Annotated in this window: 17 protein-coding genes; 8 read left to right on the top strand and 9 right to left on the bottom strand. The window is 72.6% G+C overall.

The features are described from left to right. The first annotated feature begins 17 nt into the window (after positions 1–17). From ACQPZ4_RS46940 to ACQPZ4_RS46930, 3 genes are all read left to right on the top strand, one after another. Positions 18–2123 carry an N-acetylmuramoyl-L-alanine amidase gene (locus ACQPZ4_RS46940; RefSeq protein ID WP_433051938.1) on the top strand — a complete coding sequence of 702 codons (2106 nt, stop codon included), beginning with the start codon at positions 18–20 and terminating at the stop codon, positions 2121–2123. A gap of 169 nt (positions 2124–2292) precedes the next feature. Then, positions 2293–3441, top strand: a complete 1149-nt coding sequence (locus ACQPZ4_RS46935) for a glycosyltransferase family 4 protein (protein ID WP_433051935.1) — start codon at positions 2293–2295, stop codon at positions 3439–3441. Between the two features lie 110 nt (positions 3442–3551). Beyond that, complete coding sequence (locus ACQPZ4_RS46930) at positions 3552–4676, top strand: mannose-1-phosphate guanylyltransferase (protein WP_433051932.1); 1125 nt, start codon at positions 3552–3554, stop codon at positions 4674–4676. Here ACQPZ4_RS46930 and ACQPZ4_RS46925 read toward each other — a convergent pair. Genes ACQPZ4_RS46925 through cofD form a run of 3 tightly spaced genes read right to left on the bottom strand, consistent with a single transcriptional unit; the run spans position 4624 to position 7240 of the window. Next, positions 4624–5211: an NUDIX hydrolase gene (locus ACQPZ4_RS46925; protein WP_433051928.1), complete on the bottom strand. Its 588-nt coding sequence runs from the start codon at positions 5209–5211 to the stop codon at positions 4624–4626. The genes ACQPZ4_RS46930 and ACQPZ4_RS46925 overlap by 53 nt on opposite strands. After that, entirely contained in the window at positions 5208–6287 is a 1080-nt protein-coding gene (locus ACQPZ4_RS46920) for a coenzyme F420-0:L-glutamate ligase (RefSeq protein WP_433051925.1), read from the bottom strand. Before ACQPZ4_RS46920 ends, ACQPZ4_RS46925 begins: the two co-directional genes overlap by 4 nt. Further along, a complete protein-coding gene (cofD, locus tag ACQPZ4_RS46915; RefSeq protein ID WP_433051922.1) occupies positions 6284–7240 on the bottom strand; it encodes a 2-phospho-L-lactate transferase in 957 nt (318 codons plus the stop codon). The genes ACQPZ4_RS46920 and cofD overlap by 4 nt, the downstream gene beginning before the upstream one ends. A 124-nt stretch (positions 7241–7364) precedes the next feature. On the opposite strand from cofD, the gene ACQPZ4_RS46910 reads away from it, so the two are divergent. Both ACQPZ4_RS46910 and ACQPZ4_RS46905 read left to right on the top strand, forming a co-directional pair. Beyond that, positions 7365–8912, top strand: coding sequence for a hypothetical protein (locus tag ACQPZ4_RS46910; protein ID WP_433051919.1), 1548 nt, complete (start codon positions 7365–7367; stop codon positions 8910–8912). A gap of 165 nt (positions 8913–9077) precedes the next feature. Then, a complete protein-coding gene (locus ACQPZ4_RS46905; RefSeq protein WP_433067023.1) occupies positions 9078–11546 on the top strand; it encodes a bifunctional FO biosynthesis protein CofGH in 2469 nt (822 codons plus the stop codon). A gap of 3 nt (positions 11547–11549) precedes the next feature. On the opposite strand, the gene ACQPZ4_RS46900 is transcribed toward ACQPZ4_RS46905, so the two are convergent. Then, positions 11550–12044, bottom strand: a complete 495-nt coding sequence (locus ACQPZ4_RS46900) for a signal peptidase I (RefSeq protein ID WP_433051916.1) — start codon at positions 12042–12044, stop codon at positions 11550–11552. Positions 12045–12427: 383 nt separating this feature from the next. On the opposite strand from ACQPZ4_RS46900, the gene ACQPZ4_RS46895 reads away from it, so the two are divergent. Further along, positions 12428–12685 (top strand): WhiB family transcriptional regulator, encoded by a 258-nt coding sequence (locus ACQPZ4_RS46895; protein WP_033364663.1) that lies wholly within the window; start codon positions 12428–12430, stop codon positions 12683–12685. A gap of 70 nt (positions 12686–12755) precedes the next feature. On the opposite strand, the gene ACQPZ4_RS46890 is transcribed toward ACQPZ4_RS46895, so the two are convergent. Beyond that, positions 12756–13109: a DUF3499 domain-containing protein gene (locus ACQPZ4_RS46890; RefSeq protein ID WP_350612062.1), complete on the bottom strand. Its 354-nt coding sequence runs from the start codon at positions 13107–13109 to the stop codon at positions 12756–12758. A 245-nt stretch (positions 13110–13354) separates the two neighbouring features. Here ACQPZ4_RS46890 and ACQPZ4_RS46885 point away from each other — a divergent pair, with 245 nt between their 5' ends. Beyond that, complete coding sequence (locus ACQPZ4_RS46885; RefSeq protein WP_350612063.1) at positions 13355–13804, top strand: metallopeptidase family protein; 450 nt, start codon at positions 13355–13357, stop codon at positions 13802–13804. Positions 13805–13824: 20 nt separating this feature from the next. On the opposite strand, the gene ACQPZ4_RS46880 is transcribed toward ACQPZ4_RS46885, so the two are convergent. Genes ACQPZ4_RS46880 through ACQPZ4_RS46865 form a run of 4 tightly spaced genes read right to left on the bottom strand, consistent with a single transcriptional unit; the run spans position 13825 to position 17574 of the window. Continuing rightward, positions 13825–15171, bottom strand: a complete 1347-nt coding sequence (locus ACQPZ4_RS46880; protein ID WP_433051912.1) for an NAD(P)/FAD-dependent oxidoreductase — start codon at positions 15169–15171, stop codon at positions 13825–13827. Next, a complete protein-coding gene (locus tag ACQPZ4_RS46875) occupies positions 15168–15752 on the bottom strand; it encodes a pyridoxamine 5'-phosphate oxidase family protein (RefSeq protein ID WP_433051909.1) in 585 nt (194 codons plus the stop codon). Before ACQPZ4_RS46875 ends, ACQPZ4_RS46880 begins: the two co-directional genes overlap by 4 nt. Next, positions 15737–17116, bottom strand: coding sequence for an aspartate aminotransferase family protein (locus ACQPZ4_RS46870; protein ID WP_433051906.1), 1380 nt, complete (start codon positions 17114–17116; stop codon positions 15737–15739). Before ACQPZ4_RS46870 ends, ACQPZ4_RS46875 begins: the two co-directional genes overlap by 16 nt. After that, positions 17113–17574, bottom strand: a complete 462-nt coding sequence (locus tag ACQPZ4_RS46865; RefSeq protein ID WP_433051903.1) for an Lrp/AsnC family transcriptional regulator — start codon at positions 17572–17574, stop codon at positions 17113–17115. The genes ACQPZ4_RS46870 and ACQPZ4_RS46865 overlap by 4 nt, the downstream gene beginning before the upstream one ends. 294 nt (positions 17575–17868) lie before the next feature. Between ACQPZ4_RS46865 and ACQPZ4_RS46860 the strand changes: the two genes are divergently transcribed. Next, positions 17869–19065: an extracellular solute-binding protein gene (locus ACQPZ4_RS46860; RefSeq protein WP_433051900.1), complete on the top strand. Its 1197-nt coding sequence runs from the start codon at positions 17869–17871 to the stop codon at positions 19063–19065.

Raw genomic sequence — 19065 nt, 5'->3', positions numbered from 1 at the left:
GAGATGGGGCAAGCGAGATGGGTGTCTGGGCAACGCGACGATACCGGCGCGGCAGGCGGGTCGCCGTCTCCGGCTGCTCCCTCGCGCTGCTTGCCGCGGCGGCCGTCGGCGGCGCCGCGGCGGCCCGCACGACCTCGCCGCCGGTCGCCTCCGACAGCCTGTCCGCGCCGGTCGAGTGGGCCAACCCGGCGGCCACCGCGCCCGGGGGCGAGGGCGTGCCGAGCCGGGTCACCCGCGTCCCGCTGGGCGACTTCGACCGGCCCGCGAGCGGGGTGAGCGCTCAGGGCGGGGTCCTGGAGGACGTGCCGCTCGCCGACGGGTACCGCAGGACGACCCGCAGCCGCACCCTGACCGTCACCCGCACACCCACCGAGCGGTTCAGCGCGGTCGGCGTCACCTGGCGCGAGACGGCCCGCATCGGCGCGGTCAGCGTGTCCGTGCGCCACCACACGCCGGGCGGGGCCTGGAGCGCCTGGCAGACCGTCGGGGCCGGGGAGAGCGACCGCGACCCGGTGGCCGCCCCCGCCGGGCCCCGCCCGCGCGGCAAGGCCTCGCCGTCGCCGAGCGCGTCTGCGCCCGCGTCTGGGCCGGTCGAGCGCGGTGGTGCGGACCTCGTCTGGGTCGGGCCGAGCGACGGCGTGCAGATCACCGTCAGCTCGACGAGTGGTTCGGCCCCGCACGATCTCGCGGCCGACCTCATCGACCCGGCCGACACGCCGGCCGACGCGGTGCCGCCCATGCCGCCCGCGCCCGTCGCCGAGGACGCGCCGGTCGCCCTGCGCCCGTTCATGCCGGCCATCAACCGCCGCGCCTCCTGGGGTGCCGACGAGCAGCTCATGGACTGGAAGCCGCAGTACGCGCCGCTGGTCAAGGCGGTCGTGCTGCATCACACGGCGACGGGCAACGACTACGCCGAGGCCGACGTGCCCAAGATCCTGCGCTCGATCTACCAGTACCAGACGGTCAGCCGCGGCTGGGGCGACATCGGCTACAACGTGCTGGTCGACCGGTTCGGCCGGCTCTGGGAGGGCCGCTCCGGCGGGCTGTCCCGGCCGGTGGTGGGCGCCCAGGCGGGCGGCTTCAACACCGGCACGGCGGGCATCGCGATGATCGGCGACTACCGCACCACGGCCGTCCCGCCCGCGGTGGTGGAGTCGGCCGCGAAGTACACCGCCTGGAAACTTTCACTGAACCAGGCCCTCGACCCGCGCGGGAGCGTGACGCTCACCGGCGGCGGTTCGACGTCGAAGTACCCGGCCGGCACCGCGGTCACCGTCCCGCGGGTCATGCCGCACCGGCAGACCAACGCGACCGAGTGCCCCGGCGCGCGCGGGATGGACGTCCTCCCGGCGATCCGCGACCGGGCCGCCGGGCTGCTGGGGGACCTGACCAAGCCGCAGACGGTACGGTCGCTGATGGCCGCCTACCGCCCGGCCGACGGGACCGTGCGCCTGCAGGGAGTACCGGATCCGATTTTCACTTCGGGTCCGAACGAGATCGCGGTGCCGGCCGACTACAACGGCGACGGCAAGGCGGACGTGGCCACCTGGTCGCCGATCACCGGCAACTGGACGATGCTGCTGACCGGCGAGGGGCGCTCGGTGGTCCAGTGGGGCCTGCCCGGCGACGCGCCGGCGCCGGCCGACTACGACGGGGACGGCCGGGCCGACCTCGCGGTGTTCCGCCCGTCCAACGGGGTCTGGTACATCAAGGGCGGCGGCGAGCTGCAGCTCGGGCAGACCGGTGACCAGCCCGTTCCCGGCGACTACACGGGCGACGGGCGGGCCGAGCCGGCGATCTGGCGGCCGTCCACGGGACTCTGGGCGATCCGGGCGATCCGGGAGTGGCAGTTCGGCGAGCCCGGCGCGATCGCGGTGCCCGCGGACTACGACGGCGACGGCAAGCTCGACCCGGCCGTCTGGTCGCCCGCGACCCAGCAGTTCACCGTCACCGGGCTGGCCGCGGTGCGCCTCGGCGACCCGGGCGACACGCCGGTGCCGGGCCAGTACGACGGGGACGGCAAGGCGGACCTCGCGGTGTGGCACGACGGGCGGTTCGACGTGCGCGCGGTTGGGAAGTACGAGGTGGGAGCGCCCGGAGACGTACCGATGCCGTTGAATTGAGCAAAACTTGAACTTCGTTGCCGACACGTGAGTTGATTCAGGCTGAATCCTGGGTGGAACTCACGATGCGAGTCGCGTCGTGGACATCGATCACCGGCGGATCGGGCGTAGGCTTTGCCGCGAGACCGCCGCACCGAAGATCCGCATCGAGTCCAAAAGGGAGTGCCCTGTGACCCCCGGCCGACCGCCACGCGTGCTCGTCGACGCCACGAGTGTCCCAGCCGACCGAGGCGGTGTGGGGCGCTATGTCGACGGTCTGCTGGGCGCCTTGGGCGCGCTGGACGCCGACCTGGCCGTGGTGTGCCAGCGCACCGATGCGGAGCGTTACGGGCGGCTGCTGCCCAGTGCTCGGATCATGTCGGCCCCGGCCGCGGCCGCGCACCGCCCGGCCCGCCTGGCCTGGGAGCAGACCGGCCTGCCGATGCTGGCCCAGCAGGTCGGGGCGCAGGTGCTGCACTCGCCCTTCTACACCTGCCCGCTGCGCGCGAGCTGCCCGGTGACGGTCACGGTCCACGACGCCACGTTCTTCACCGAGCCGGAGCACTACGACAAGTCCCGGCGCACCTTTTTCCGCTCGGCGATCAAGACGTCGCTGCGCCGCGCCAGCCGGGTGATCGTGCCCAGCAAGGCGACCCGCGACGAGCTGATCCGCCTGCTCGACGCCGACCCGACCCGCATCGACGTGGCCTACCACGGCGTCGACCCGCAGGCGTTCCACGCGCCCACCGACGACGAGAAGGCCCGGGTGCGGGCGCGGCTGGGGCTGGGCTCGACGGAGTACATCGCCTTCCTGGGGGCCAAGGAGCCCCGCAAGAACGTGCCCAGCCTGGTGCGCGGCTGGATCTCCGCCGTGCGCGACCGGCAGGACCCGCCGGCGCTGGTCGTCGCGGGCGGCCAGGGCCACGACGACGAGATCGACGCGGCCATCGCCGAGGTGCCCAGCCACCTGCGGCTGCTGCGCCCGGGCTACCTGCGCTACGCGGACCTGCCGGGCTTTCTCGGCGGCGCCGTGGTGGCGGCCTACCCGTCCTTCGGCGAGGGCTTCGGCCTGCCGATCCTGGAGGCCATGGCCTGCGGCGCGCCGGTGCTCACCACGCCGCGGCTGTCGCTGCCGGAGGTGGGCGGGGACGCGGTGGCGTACACCGGCCCGCAGCCCGACGAGATCGCCCGTGACCTGGCGGCACTGCTAGACGACACCGAGCGACGTAACGCTTTGGCAAAGGCCGGCGCCGCGCGCGCCAAGGAGTTCACCTGGGAGTCCAGCGCCGAGGTTCACCTCGCCGCGTGGGCGAGAGCCGCCGGACCCCGCGGCATCTGACCCGATGTGCACCACGGCGTCACCCCCTGAGGTGGGGCCGGGCGATTTCGGTGATGGTGTTGGCACCCCCGAGTTGTGGAAAGGTGCCCTATTCCGGGCATGATGGGCGCGTGTTCTACGCGGTGATTCCTGCAGGTGGCAGCGGCACGCGGCTCTGGCCGCTGTCGCGAGCCGGCCATCCGAAGTTTCTCCACGCCCTGACCGGGACCCCGTTGTCGCTGCTCCAGGCGACGTACGGCCGTCTCGAAGGCCTGGCGATGCCCGAGTCCACCTTCGTGGTGACCGGCGTGGCGCACGCGGCCGCCGTGGCCCGGCAGCTGCCGGGCCTTCCGGAGGGCAACATCCTCGTCGAGCCGACGCCGCGCGACTCGTGCGCCGCGATCGGGCTCGCCGCGGCGGTGATCGCCCGCCGCGACCCGCACGCCGTGATGGGCGCGTTCGCCGCCGACCAGCTGGTCCGCGACGTGCCGGCGTTCCAGGACACGCTGCACCGGGCGATCCAGGGCGCCGAGGACGGCCTGCTGATGACGATCGGCATCACGCCGACGCATCCCGAGACCGGCTACGGCTACCTGCACGTCGGCGAGCCCACCGGCACCGGCGACGTGTGCAAGGTGGCCGAGTTCGCCGAGAAGCCCGCCTACGACGTCGCCCAGCGCTATGTCGACTCCGGCGAGTACCTCTGGAACGCCGGCATGTTCGTCTGGCGCGTCGACGTGTTCCTCGACGAGCTCGCCCGCCAGCAGCCGAGCCTGCACGACGGGCTGCGGCGCATCGCCGAGGCCTGGGACACCCACGACCGCGAGGAGATCCTGGCCCAGATCTGGCCGGGGCTCACGAAGATCTCGGTCGACTTCGGGGTGATGGAGGGCGCGGGCCGGGCCGGGCTCGTCGGCACCGTCCCCGGCAACTTCGGCTGGAACGACGTCGGCGACTTCCACACCCTCGGCGAGCTGCTCGAGACCGACACCGCGGGCAACGTGGTGGTCGAGCTCGGCGCTGTCATCGACGACCCGGCGGCCGGCGGTCAGAACAAGCCGACGGTCCTCATGCAGGACGCGGAGCGCGTGGTCGTGGTCCCCCGCTCGGGCCGGCTCGTGGCCGCCGTGGGCGTGAGCGACCTGATCATCGTGGACACGCCGGACGCGCTGCTGATCTGCCCGCGCGCCCGGGCCCAGGACGTCAAGAAGCTGGTCGACTCCCTGAAGGAGCGGGGCTCGTCCGAGCTGCTGTGAGCGCCCACGCGAGCGCGGGCGCGACGAGGATCTCCGTCGCGTCCGCCAGCGGCTCCGGCAGCTCGTCCGGCGCGAACCAGCCCAGCGCGTTCGACTCCGCGCTCACCGTCTCCACCGCGCCGGGCGGGGCGATCGCCGCGTACCGGATGTCGTAGTGCAGCGACGGCCCGCCCGAGCAGTGCACGTGGTGCACGTCGAGGTTGATCGGGGCCTCGCTGATGCGCAGGCCCAGGATGCCCGACTCCTCGGTCGCCTCCCGCAGCGCGGCGCCCGCGACCGTGGCGTCGCCCGGCTCGCAGTGCCCGCCGAGCTGCACCCAGCGCTTGATCCGGCCGTGCAGGCACAGCAGCACCCGCTCGGCCGCGGCGTCCACGACCAGCGCGCTCGCCGTGACATGGCCGCCGTGGTGCTCGCGCCAGACGGTGGTGGGATCGGGCCGTACAAAATCCAGGAACCGCTGCCGGGTCGCCTCGGCCTCCGCGGACGGAGCCGTCCATCCCGACAGCACGGCCAGTGCGTTCTCGTGCAGCGTCATAGTGACGGCAGGCTACCGCGCCCGATGGCGAGCACGCCGAGGGGCACGCCGCCGGCTGGGACCTCGGCGGCCAGCGCGGCCGGATCGGCGATCTCCAGCCAGCCGCTCGCAAGCCCGTCAGCAGCGAGAACGGCCCGCAGCCGCTCGGCCTGGCGGCCCGCCTCGGCGGCCGCGCGCAGATCCCCGGCCGGGGCCCACACGATCACGGCGGCCACGGTGTTGTCCGGGACCGTCACGCTGCGTGTCGACGGGAACGGCAGCGCGGGCAGCCGCACCGGCGGATCGGCCGGGCTGAACGCGGTCGCGTCGGGCAGTTCGCCGGCCACGCGCAAACCCCGGGCGACGGCCTCGGCGGTACCGAGTGAGAAGAGATCGGCGTCCGCACCCCGGATGAGCTCGGCCGCACCCGCACCGTGCGCGTAGGGGAAGGCCCGCGCGAAGCCCCGCACGATCGCCACCGGCACCTGGGTCGTCTTGCCCTGCACCAGTTCCGCGGCCGAGGCGAGCTGGTCGATCTGGGCCATCTGGGTCAGCTGGAGCTCGTTGCCGTACGCGTCCTTGAGCCCGCGGTAGTCCAGCATCGCGTCCACCCCGGCCGCGCCGATCGCCACGTCGATCAGGCCGAGCCGCCAGGGCCGGCCCATCGTGTCGGTGATGACCACGGCGACCTCGAGCTGGAAGCGGTCGCGCAGCTCCTCGCGCAGCGCGCGGGCCGAGGCGTCCGGGTCCTTGGGCAGCAGCACCAGGTGGGTCGCGTCGACGTTGGACGCGTCGATGCCGGCCGCGGCCAGCACCAGGCCGTGGTGGGTCTGCACGATCCGGGTCGGGCCGCGCCGGGCCACGATCCGGGCCGTCTCCGCGCGCAGCGCGGCCTCGCGGGCCGCCTCGCGCTCGGGCTCGTCGGGCGGCAGCTCGACCAGCCGGCCCTCGGACTTGCTCACGATCTTGCTGGTCACCACGACGACGTCGCCGTCGCGGATCCAGTCGGCCGCGCCCGTGATGAGGTCGGCCAGGTTGTCGCCGGGCTTGACGTCGCCGATGCCGACGACCGGGTGGATCTCGATGGACGGGATCATGCGACACCCACCGTGCCGAGCGCGTCGCGCACCATGGTGGCGGTGGCGGCCTCGTCGGTCATCCAGAGCGGCACGGCGCGGACCGTCAGCCCCGGCACGAGCACGCCGTCGTCGGTCTCGTCGACCAGCCAGGCGTCGAGGACGCCGCCGTTGGCCCGGGCGCCGAGCAGCCCGCCGACGCCCTCGGGGGTGCACGCCACGCCCATCACGGCGAGGCACTTGTCGGCCATGCCGCGCACTGGAGCGGTACCGATGATGGGGGAGAAACCGACGACCGGGGCCTTGCCGGTGGCGACCGCGTCGCGCACGGCGGGCACGGCCAGGATCGGCGCGATCGACACGACGGGGTTGCTGGGGGCCACCAGCACGACGTCGGCCGCGGCGATCGCGTCCAGCACGCCGGCCGCCGGCTTGGCGCTGTCGGCCCCCACGAACACGAAGCGCTGGGTCGGGATCTCCGCGCGGTAGCGGATCCACCACTCCTGGAAGTGGATGGCGCGGGTCGCCCCGTCCACCTCGACCACGGCGTGCGTCTCCACGCGGTCGTCGCTGGCCGGCAGCATCCGGATCCCGGGCTGCCAGCGGTCGCACAGCGCCTCGGTGACGGCCGAGAGCGGGTAGCCCGCCTCCAGCATCCGGGTGCGCACCAGGTGCGTGGCGATGTCCTTGTCGCCGAGGCCGAACCAGGTGGGCTCGGCCCCGTAGGCGGCCAGCTCCTCCTTGACCGTCCAGCTCTCGCCGACCCGGCCCCAGCCGCGCTCGGGGTCGGCGCCGCCGCCCAGGGTGTACATCACGCTGTCCAGGTCCGGGCAGATGCGCAGCCCGTGCAGGGTCACGTCGTCGCCCACGTTGATCACCGCGGTGACGTCGGCGCCCGTCTCCCGGGCGACCGCGCGCACACCGAGCAGGAAGCGCGCGCCGCCGATGCCACCTGCAAGAACCACGATCCGCATGGCTCCAATCCTGCCCCACTCACGGAGCGCGGCCGCTCGGGGTCTCTCACGCACGCGAGATTGGCCGGTGGGAGCTAGGCTGCTGGCGACCTGTTGCACGGAACGCTTCACCTCGGGAGAGCCAGTGAGCACCCAGCCACCCGATCCGAACGCCACCGGGGCCTATCAGCCTCAGCCGGCGGCCCAGTACCAGACCCCGGCGGCCCAGACCGCTCCCGTTTCGGGCGCCGCGCAGCAGTACCAGGCCGTCCAAGCTCCCGCCGCCGCCCCGGCACCGCCGCCGGACGCCAAGAAGGCCCGCGGCCTGCTGGAGCCCTATCGCGAGCTGACCGCGTTCGGCCTGCTCGGCGCGGTCGCGCTGATCCTGCTGGCCGGCCTCGTGCGCGTCCTCACCGGCCTGTTCAACTCGTTCCTGGCCACGGCGACCGCCTCGTTCGGCAACGTGATCGGCTTCGAGGTCATCCTGCTGCCGATCGTCGCCGTCGTGCTGGTCCTGCTCCTCGACCCGGTGACGCCGCGGGCCAAGATGGTCGTGATCGGCGCGCTGGTCGAGTACGCGATCGCCGCCGTGCTCGGCCTCGTGCTGCTGCTCGCCGGGCTCATCGGCGACTTCCAGAGCGAGGGCCCGATCGGCTGGGCGCTGGGCGGGTTCCTGGAGCACCTGGCGGGCCTCGGGCTGATCGGCCTCGGGCTCTTCCTCACCGCGCGCATCTTCCTGGGCGCCTACTCGGCCCCGAAGCCGGTCGCCGCGCCCTACCAGCAGGGCTACGGCTACCAGCAGCAGGGCTACGGCTACCCGCAGCAGCAGTACGCGCAGCAGACCGGGTACGTCACCGGCGCCCAGCCGGCGGCGGCGCAGCAGCAGGCCTACCCGGCTGCGTATGCGCAGCAGCAGCCGGCCACGGGCGGCTGGCAGACGACGGGCAGCACGCCCGCGGTGGCGGCGCAGCCGCAGCAGCAGCCGCAGGCCTACGCCCAGCCGCAGGCCCAGCCCGGCTACGTCGCCCCGACGACCGGCGCGCCGACGACGGGTGCGCCCACGACCGGTGCTCCGGCGGCCGCGCCGACCTCCGGCGGCTACGCCGCCCCCGGCTACGCGACCCCGGGCTACGCCCAGCCCGCGACGCCCGCCTACACCCAGCCCGCGGCCCCGGTGCAGCCGCCGGCCGCCGAGCCCGCGCAGCCGGCCTCGGGCCCGCCGCTGAGCTCGCCGTTCGCGGCGTACACGGCGCCGGCCCCGACCCCGGTCACCGACGAGCCGGTCTCGGCCTCCCCGGCCGACGCGGGCGCCTCGACGCCTCCGGGCGGCTTCGCCCAGGCCGGCTGGCCGGGCGGCCACTCCACCCCGCCGGCTTCGTCGGAGGAAACGGGCACGGCGGCGATCACTCCGGCTCATGAAGAGGGCACGGCGGCGATCACCCCGGCGCACGAAGAGGGCACCGCGGCGATCACCCCGGCGCACGAAGAGGGCACCGCGGCGATCACGCCCGCTGAGGAAGAAGGCACCGCGGTGCTCACCCCGGCCGCCGACCCCGACGCCACCCAGGCGGCTCCGGTCGTCAAGCCGGCCGACGAGGACCCGGACCGCACCACCGTCCTGCGCCCCGGCGACAAGAAGGACGACGGCGGCGACGAGACGCAGCGCACCCAGGCGATCCCGCCGAGTAACTGAGCAGGGCCCCCGTGGCCGCGGCACCCCCGCGGCCACGGGGAACCCCGTGTGACAAAGCGATGCACGAGAGGGAACACGTCACACACCCGGCTCGCGAAGATTCGCCCGCGGGCGGCCTACGCTCAGGTGGTGACGTCTGAAGGCAGAACTACCGAGGGCAACGCGATGCGGCGGGCCCTGCGGCGCGCGGCGGACGGCCGCACGCTCGACGCGACCGAGGCCGCCGTCCTGCTGACCGCGCGCGGGGCGGCCCTGGACGAGCTGCTCGGCATCGCCGGCGCGGTGCGCGACGCGGGCCTGGCCGACGCCGGCCGCCCGGGCGTCATCACGTTCTCCAAGAAGGTCTTCATCCCGCTGACCCGGCTGTGCCGCGACCGGTGCCACTACTGCACGTTCGCGACCGTGCCGCACCGGCTGCCCGCCGAGTACCTCGAAATGGACGAAGTGCTCGAGATCGCCCGCGAGGGCGCCAAGCAGGGCTGCAAGGAGGCCCTGTTCACGCTGGGCGACCGGCCCGAGGAGCGCTGGCCGCAGGCCCGCCGCTGGCTGGACGAGCGGGGCTACGACGACACCCTCGCGTACGTGCGGGCCTGCGCGATCGCCGTGCTGGAGGAGACCGGCCTGCTGCCGCACCTCAACCCCGGCGTGCTGTCCTGGGCCGAGCTGCAGCGGCTCAAGCCGGTGGCGCCGAGCATGGGCATGATGCTGGAGACCACCGCGACGCGCCTGTGGTCGGAGCCGGGCGGCCCGCACTACGGCTCGCCGGACAAGGAGCCGGCGGTCCGGCTGCGCGTGCTCGAGGACGCCGGCCGGGTCGGGGTGCCGTTCACCACCGGCATCCTCATCGGCATCGGCGAGACGCTCGACGAGCGGGCCGACTCGCTCTTCGCGATCCGCAGGACGATGCGCGAGTACGGCCACATCCAGGAGACGATCGTCCAGAACTTCCGCGCCAAGCCGGACACGGCCATGCGCGGGATGCCCGACGCCGAGCTGCGGGACCTGGCCGCGACCATCGCCGTGGCCCGGCTGGTGCTCGGCCCGAAGGCGCGCATCCAGGCCCCGCCCAACCTCATCGACGACGAGTACGCCCTGCTCATCCGGGCCGGCATCGACGACTGGGGCGGCGTGAGCCCGGTGACGCCGGACCACGTCAACCCCGAGCGCCCCTGGCCGGCCCTCGACGAGCTGGCTTCCAAAACACAAGACGCCGGTTTCGTACTGCACGAGCGTCTGACCATCTACCCCGAGTACGCCCGCCGCGGGGTGCCGTGGCTGGACGCCCGCCTGGTCGCGCACGTCGAGGCCCTCATGGACCCCGAGACCGGCCTGGCCGACGAGGAGGCGCTGCCCACCGGGCTGCCGTGGCAGGAGCCGGACGGCGGGCACGAGGACAGCGGCCGCACCGACCTGCACACCGCCATCGACGACGAGGGGCGCAGCGCGGACCGCCGCGGCGACTTCGACACCGTCTACGGCGACTGGAGCGAGGTCGCCACCCGCGTGCCGCACAACGCGCCCGCGCGCCTCGACCAGGAGGTCCACAGTGGACTCAAGCTGGCCGAGAGCGACCCCGGCGCGCTGCTGCGCCCGGAGCACGAGGCGGCCGCCCTGGCACTGTTCAATGTGGACGGTCCCGGGCTGGAGGAGCTCGTCCGCATCGCCGACGTGCTGCGCAAGGAGGCGGCCGGCGACGACATCACCTACGTGGTGAACCGGAACATCAACTTCTCCAACGTGTGCTACGTCGGTTGCCGCTTCTGCGCGTTCGCCCAGCGCGAGCGCGACGCCGACGCCTACCGCCTCTCCTACGAGCAGGTCGCCGACCGCGCCGAGGAGGCCTGGAACGCGGGCGCGACCGAGGTCTGCATGCAGGGCGGCATCGACCCGAAGCTCCCCGTCGGCGCGTACGCGGAACTCGTCCGCGCGGTCAAGCAGCGCGTGCCGGGCATGCACGTGCACGCGTTCAGCCCGATGGAGGTGGTCACCGCCGCGGCCAAGGCCGGCGTGTCCATCCGCGACTGGCTGACCCAGCTCAAGGAGGCCGGGCTCGACACCATCCCCGGCACCGCCGCCGAGATCCTCGACGACGAGGTCCGCTGGGTGCTCACCAAGGGCAAGCTGCCCACGTCGGCGTGGGTCGAGGTGGTCAGCACCGCGCACGAGCTGGGCATCCGGTCGAGCTCCACGATGATGTACGGCCACGTCGACCACCCCGGCCACTGGCTCGGCCACTTCCGCGTGCTGGCCGGCATCCAGGACCGCACCGGCGGCTTCACCGAGTTCGTGGCGCTGCCGTTCGTGCACCACAGCGCCCCCATCTACCTCGCCGGCATCGCCCGCCCCGGCCCGACCTGGCGCGACAACCGCGCGGTGCACGCGATGGCCCGGGTCCTCCTGCACGGCCGCATCCCCAACATCCAGTGCTCCTGGGTCAAGCTCGGCGACGAGGGCACGGTGGCGATGCTGCGCGGCGGGGCCAACGACATCGGCGGCACGCTCATGGAGGAGACCATCTCCCGGATGGCCGGCTCCGAGCACGGCTCGGCCCGCACCAAGGAGGAGCTCGAGGCGATCGGCCACGCCGCCGGCCGCCCGGTCCGCCGCCGCACCACGGTCTACGGGCGGGTGTAGTTCCTAACCAATCGTGGTGGGCACCATCGCCACGACGGCCACCAGCACGCCCAGCAGGAGCAGGCCCAGGATGCGCCGGCCGGGAATCAACAGCGCCAGCAGCAGCGCGCCCGCCGCGATCTTCACGGGGTGGGTGCGCACCTGCATGACCGGCCAGCCCACGTGCGGCAGGATCAGCCGCACCGGCCCCACGACGCGCTTGCGGTCGACCGCGGCCGGCTCCGGCTGGGCGCTCGCGTCGCCCTTGAGCATCAACGCGCCGTTGTTCGCCTCGGAAATCACCCGGTGGGTGATGGGGCCGCGGGGGTCGTTGTAGGTGACGATCTCGTACTGCGCCACGGACTTCGCGTGGGGATCGACGAGGATCAGGTCGCCGCGGTGGATCGCGGGGGCCATGGACTCGGACATCACGACGTAGGGCTTCCAGCCCAGGCCGGCGACGCCGACGGCGAACAGGATCGCGGAGACGGCGGCGCCCAGAAGCAAGCGACGGATCATGAGCGGGCCGTGAGGATGGAGCTCAACTTTTGCCGCACATCGGCGCAGTTCGGCCGGGCCACGCGCGGGTTGAGCAAACTCGCCGGAACTCTTCCGGCGCGTCCGGCGTGTCGCCCGTTACCTCCGGCGGTGCTTGGTCGGTATGGGTACGGCACGGGGTGCAAGCGATCGCCCGAGCGGGCCTATTTATCAGGTTCGGCTTGACGACGCACGCATTACACGCGTGTAATTTCACGGGGGATGTTCGCCGGGTGGCGTTGCAAGAGCCATCAAGCGGACATAAGGAACACCGCGCCGAGGTACAGCAACCTTGTAGGACATGCGCCTTCCGCGTGGGGGGTTGCGCCGGCATTGACGCCGGTGCGCAAGAAGGAGGCACGCTGATGGACGGCCGACCAGTCGTGGCCGACCTGCTGGGTAACGCTCCGGAGTGGCAAGAGCGCGCTTTGTGTTCGCAAACGGATCCGGAGGCATTCTTCCCGGAGAAGGGCGGGTCGACGCGCGAGGCCAAGCGCATCTGCTCGCGCTGCGAGGTGCGGGCGGACTGCCTGGAGTACGCGCTCGGGCACGATGAGCGTTTCGGGATCTGGGGCGGGCTCTCGGAGCGCGAGCGCCGCAAGCTCAAGCGCCGGGCTGCTTAGCGGGATCGGATTTTTCGAATTGGGGCGTCGATTTCCCTTTTGGGGGTCGGCGCCCCTTTCTTTGTAATTATTATGCGTCCGGGGGAATAACTCGCAAATGTCCGCGCCGGCCGAGCGGGTGCTGTTGATCGGGTTCCTCGCGGTTCGGCGCCGGCCGGGCCGCCTCGCGCACCGCCTCGGCCAGCGCGACCAGGTCGTCGTTGGTGGGCGGCGGCGGACCGTACTCGCCCTCGTGCCGGACCAGATCCCAGCCCCGCGGCGCGGTCAGCCCGCGGGCGTGCGACTCGCACAGGTCGTAGGAGTGCGGCTCGGCGAACGCGGCCAGCGGGCCGACAACTGCGGTCGATTCGGCATAAACATACGTCAACGTCGCAACGGGCGATCGCGGGCAACCGTTGCGCGAGCATCGACGTGGGGTCCTCACGGCCAGACGGTATCGCTCGAAGGCCCCCGTGTCGCCGGGAAAGCCCCGCGACACGCCGGGGTGACCACGGCGACACGCCCACTCGGGCGATCTGTCTGATTGGCCCCGCTCACCCCCGGCTCACCCGGCCCCGCCGCCCGCGCGGGGCGCCGGAGCGGTGCGGCGTGTCGCTCCCGCGGGGCATCGGCGTGTCCGCGCGGTGGCGGCGGCGTCAGGGTGAGCGGCTGGGCGTTACGCTGATGAGCGTGGCGAGCCCAGACCGACGACGCAGTGGACCGGGACGGCGCGGTCGCGATCGGCACGGCCGGGGTCTGCGCGGCCGCCTGGTGCCGGCGTCGCTGCCGATGTCCCGCACCCGCGCCGAGATGTTCGACGATCTCGTCCTGGACTCGGTCGAGCAGCTCGAGCAGCGGTTCTCCCAGGAGCTGGCCGGGGTGGAGTTCGCCGTCGAGGACGTGCCGCCGGAGCTGAACGTGTACGACTCGGACGTCCTCGAGGACGGCGAGGTCCCGCTGGCCCGCCTGCTGCCCGGCCGGCCGGGCCGGCACGGCGTGCCGCCCCGGATCGTGCTCTACCGCCGCCCCCTGGAGTTCCGCGCCGCCGACCACGACGACCTGGCCGACCTCGTGCACGACGTGATCATCGAGCAGGTCGCCAACCTGCTCGGCGTCTCGCCGGACGAACTCGAGGGCTGAGCTCCACCGGCCGCCCGAGCTCAGCCGCCGAGCATCCGGGACATCAGCGCGGCCCGGCGAGCGGTGCGGCCCGAGCGCGCCTCGGCCGAGTCCGCCGAGCCCATCAGCCGCAGGCTCGCGTTCACGCCCAGCCAGCGCAGCGGCTCCGGCTCCCAGCGCGGCGACCGGTGCCCCACCCACGGCAGCCGCACGAGGTCGGAGCCGGTCCGCGTGATCAGGTCGGCCAGCGTCCGCCCGGCGAGGTTGGTGGTGGCCACGCCGTCGCCGACGTACCCGCCGGCCCAGGCCAGGCCGGTCGCCGGGTCCAGCCCGACCGAGGCCATCCAGTCCCGGGCCACGCCCAGCGGCCCGCCCCAGGTCGCCGCCACCGGCACGTCCCCCAGCGCCGGGAACAGCTCGCCCAGCGCGCGCCGCAGCTCGGCGAAGACCCGCGGCTCGCGGTCGAAGGCCGGGTCGATCGTCGAGCCGTAGTGGTACGGCGCGCCCCGCCCGCCGAAGGCCAGCCGGTCGTCGGCCGTCCGCTGCCCGTAGATGATCATGTGCCGGAAGTCGGCGAACGTCTCGCGACGGGCCAGGCCGGCCGCGGCCCAGAACTCGGCGGGCAGGGGCTCGGTGGCGATCATCAGGGAGTACAAGGGAGCAATGGATCGCCTGAAGCCGGGCAGGCGGGGGGTGAAGCCCTCCGTGGCCCGCACGACGATCGGGGCGCGCACGGTGCCCGACGGCGTCTCCGCGCGCCCGGCGGCCAGGCGGGTCACCGGCGACCGCTCGTAGATGCGCACGCCCCGCCGCTCGCAGGCCTCCGCCAGCCCGCGGGCCAGCTTGGCCGGCTGGATCGCGGCGCAGTGCGGGGTGTAGGTGCCGCCCAGCACCTCGGTCGCGCCCACCCGCGCCCGCGCCTCGGCGGCGGAGAGCAGCACCAGGTCGAGCCCGAACTCGGCGGCCTCCGCGACGTCGGCCCGCGCCCGCGCGAGCTGCGCCCCGGTGCGGGCCAGGACCACGGTGCCGCCCTTGGCCCAGTCGCAGTCGATGCCCTCCGCGGTGGCGACCCGGCCGACCTCGTCCACAGTGGACTCCATCGCGGCGTTCAGCGCGAGCGCGGCGTCGCGGCCGAACATGCGGTCCAGGGCGCCGACCGACTTGGGGAACAGCGCCGAGCACCAGCCGCCGTTGCGGCCGCTCGCGCCGAAACCGGCGGTCTCGGCCTCCAGCACCACGATCCGCAGCGCGGGGTCGGCCAGCGCGAGGTAGTACGCGGTCCACAGGCCCGTGTAGCCGGCGCCGACGATGCACACGTCGGCCTCCGCGCCGCCGTCCAGCGCGGCGCGCGGCGGCAGCTCAGGCAGTACCGACATCCAGAAGCTCATGGCTCGAGCACCAGGGGATCGATCACCGTCCGGATCGGCCTGACGCCGGTCGGCGGGTCCCAGCCCTCGTCCTCCGGGCCGCTGTCCGGCCAGCCGTCGCTCACCTTCAGCGACCACTCGTCCAGGGGCAGCCGCAGCACCAGCGTCGCCGCCAGCTCCTTGCGCGACGGCGGGCGGACCACCGCCCACCGGCCCGGCGTGAGGTGCTCGCTGATCAGGCGCAGGGCCGGTTCCTGGTCCTCGACGACCGAGCAGGCGCCGAGGACCATCGCCGAGCGGTACCGCATCGAAGCCTCGAACGCGCTGCGCGCCAGGATCAGCCCGTCCAGCAGCGTGACCGTCAGGCAGCAGGGCGACCCGCCGGCCAGGTGGCGGAACAGCCGGCTGCCGGACGAGCCGTGGAAGAGCACCGAGTCGCCGTCGCGGCCGTAGGCGACCGGGACGGCGAACGGGTGTCCATCGTGGACGAACGCCACGTGGGCGACCATCCCGGCGTCGAGCACGGCGTGCAGCGTGGAGCGCTCGCGGACCGCCTTGTCGGGCAGGCGGCGGATCCGCGTGCGCTCTACAGGCGCGCCCACGCCTCGGTGAGCACCGAGCGCAGGATCTGCTCCATCTCGGCGAAGTGGGTCTCGTCGCAGATCAGCGGCGGGGCCAGCTGGATCACCGGGTCGCCGCGGTCGTCGGCGCGGCAGTACAGGCCCGCCTCGAACAGCGCCTTGGACAGGAAGCCGCGCAGCAGCGCCTCGGACTCGGCCTCGTTGAACGTCTCCCGGGTCGCCTTGTCCTTGACCAGTTCGATGCCGAAGAAGTAGCCGTCGCCCCGCACGTCGCCGACGATCGGCAGGTCGTGCAGGCGCTCGAGGTACGAGCGGAACAGCAGCGAGTTCGTGCGCACGTGCGCGTTGAGGTCCTCGCGCTCGAAGATGTCGAGGTTGGCCAGGGCGACCGCCGAGCCGACCGGGTGCCCGCCGTAGGTGATGCCGTGCGCGAACCAGTTGCGCCCGCTCAGGAACGGCTCGGCCAGCCGGTCGGACACCAGCATCGCCCCCAGCGGGACGTAGCCGCTGGTCAGACCCTTCGCACAGGTGATGATGTCGGGCTGGTAGCCGTAGCGGTCGGCGCCGAAGTACTCGCCGAGCCGGCCGAACGCGCAGATCACCTCGTCGGAGACGAGCAGCACGTCGTACCGGTCGCAGATCTCGCGCACGCGCTGGAAGTACCCGGGCGGGGGCGGGAAGCAGCCGCCCGCGTTCTGCACCGGCTCCAGGTAGACCGCGGCGACCGTGTCGGGGCCCTCGAACTCGATCATCTCGGCGATGCGGTCCGCGGCCCAGATCCCGAACTCCTCGGGCGACATCGACTGGTCGGGCCGGCGGTAGTAGTTGGTGTTCGGCACCCGGAACGCGCCCGGCACCAGCGGCTCGAAGTCCTGCCGGAACGCCGGGACGCCGGTGATCGACAGCGCGCCCATCGAGGTGCCGTGGTAGGCGACGTAGCGGGAGATCACCTTGGTCTTCAGCGGCTTGCCGACCTTGCGGAAGTAGGAGCGGGCCAGCTTCCAGGCGCTCTCCACCGCCTCGGAGCCGCCGGTGGTGAAGAAGACCCGGTTCAGGTCGCCCGGGGCCAGGCTGGTGAGCCGCTCGGCCAGCTCGATCGCCTTCGGGTGCGCGTAGGACCACAGCGGGAAGTACGCGAGCTCGGAGGCCTGCTTCGCGGCGGCCTCCGCGAGCTCCTGGCGGCCGTGGCCGGTCTGCACCACGAACAGCGCGGAGAGCCCGTCGAGGTAGCGGCGGCCGTGGCTGTCGTAGATGTATGCCCCGTCGCCGCGCACGATGACCGGCACCGGGTTCTGCGCGTAGTCCGACAGGCGGGTGAAGTGCATCCAGAGGTGATCGCGCGCGGACGCGTCGAGCGCGGCGGAGTCGGGCTGTTGGTCGTTCATCGGGTCCCCCACGCATAGGTCTGCTTGGCGAGCTTGAGGTAGACGAAGGTCTCCGTCGCGGTGACGCCGGGGATGCTCCGCACCGTGTCGTTGATGAGGTCGAGCAGGTGCTCGTCGTCGGTGCAGACCAGCTCGACGAGCAGGTCGTAGCCGCCGGCGCAGATCACCACGTAGTCGATCTCGGGCACCGAGGCGAGCGCCTTGGCGACCGGCCGGAGATCTCCCTCGACCTTGACGCCGATCATCACCTGGCGCGCGAAGCCCAGGGTGAGCGGATCGGTGACCGCGACGATCTGCATGACGCCGGTGTCCAGCAGGCGTTGCACCCGCTGGCGGACCGCCGCCTCGGACAGGCCCACGACCTTGGCCAGGGCGGCGTAGGACATGCGACCATCGCGCTGCAGCTGCTCGATGATCCGCTTGTTGACGTCGTCAAGGGCGGTGACGGGCTCGCTCACGTGTGGATTCTTGCTCAGCAATCGGCCTTTGGCAACTGATTCCATGGCCACTCAACGACTTGTCTGCGGATTCGTTAGGGTTGCCGACGGCCGGGAAGCCGTAGGACACTGTTTGTCCCTGTTGCGGCCAGGTGACAGCCGTGACTTCCTCTTGATTTCATCGCGTTTTTCGTTGTGCGGCCCGATCGTGACAACGGAATCCCTTGTGAGTGATGGCACCTCGTGTCAGGATCAGTCGTCGGTCGCCATCCCCCCAGCTTCGGCGACCGAGATCGAGATCCGTAGGAGCCCCCTGTGCGAAACAATGCCGCCGGCCTCTCGCGCCGGACCCTGATTCGCAGTCTGCTGGCCAGCGGTGCCCTCGTCGCGTCCGGCGGGACACTGGCCGCCTGCGGCACGAAGCCCGCGAAGAAGAACGACGCGGAGAAGGCCGCCTGTGTCGGCACCGACGCCTCGGCCACCGAGAAGAAGCTCGCCTGGTCGAACTGGCCGCTGTACATCGACGTGGACGCCAACGACGACAAGAAGCGCCCGTCGCTCGACGCGTTCACCCAGAAGACCGGCATCGCGGTGACCTACACCGAGGACGTCAACGACAACAACGAGTTCTTCGGCAAGGTGCGCAACCAGCTGCAGGCGTGCCAGTCGATCGACCGGGACGTCATGGTCCTCACCGACTGGATGGCCTCGCGGGTGGTCAACCTGGGCTGGGTGCAGCCCTTCGACCCCGCCAAGGTCCCGAACTTCACCAAGAACGTCCTGCCCACGCTGCGCAACCGCCCGTGGGACAAGGACATGACCCACGCCGCCCCGTGGCAGTCCGGCCTCACCGGCATCGCGTACAACGGCGCGGTGACCAAGGAGGTCAAGACCATCGACGAGCTGCTGACCCGCCCCGACCTCAAGGGCAAGGTGGCCGTGCTCACCGAGATGCGCGACACCGTCGGGCTGGTCCTGCTGTCGATGGGCAAGGACCCGGCCAACCACACCGAGGCCGACTTCGACGCGGCGATCGAGAAGCTCAAGAAGGCCGTCGACTCCGGGCAGATCCGCAAGTTCACCGGCAACGACTACAAGGAGGACCTCGCCAAGGGCGACCTCGCGGCGTGCATCGCGTGGTCCGGCGACGTCATCCAGCTCGCCGCCGAGGAGGGCTCGAAGGTCGCCTTCGTCACGCCCGAGGAGGGCCTGATCGTCTGGTCGGACAACCTGCTCATCCCGGCCCCGGCGACCCACAAGGCCAACGCCGAGCAGCTCATCGACTACTACTACGACCCGGCCGTGGCCGCGCAGGTGGCGGCGACGGTCAACTACATCTGCCCGGTCCAGGGCGCGCAGGACGCGATGACGAAGATCGACCCGGACCTGGCCACCAACCCGCTGATCTTCCCGGACGCGGCGACCCTCGCCAAGACGCACTCGTTCAAGGCGCTGACCGAGGACGAGGACAAGAAGTACGCCGCCAAGTTCGAAGCCGTATCGGGGGCCTGA

Origin of the sequence: Dactylosporangium sp. CS-033363 (assembly GCF_050942475.1) — a bacterium.
GTDB lineage: Bacteria > Actinomycetota > Actinomycetes > Mycobacteriales > Micromonosporaceae > Dactylosporangium.
Note: the sequence above shows the minus strand (reverse complement) of the source record. Positions and strands in the feature narration are given on the sequence as shown.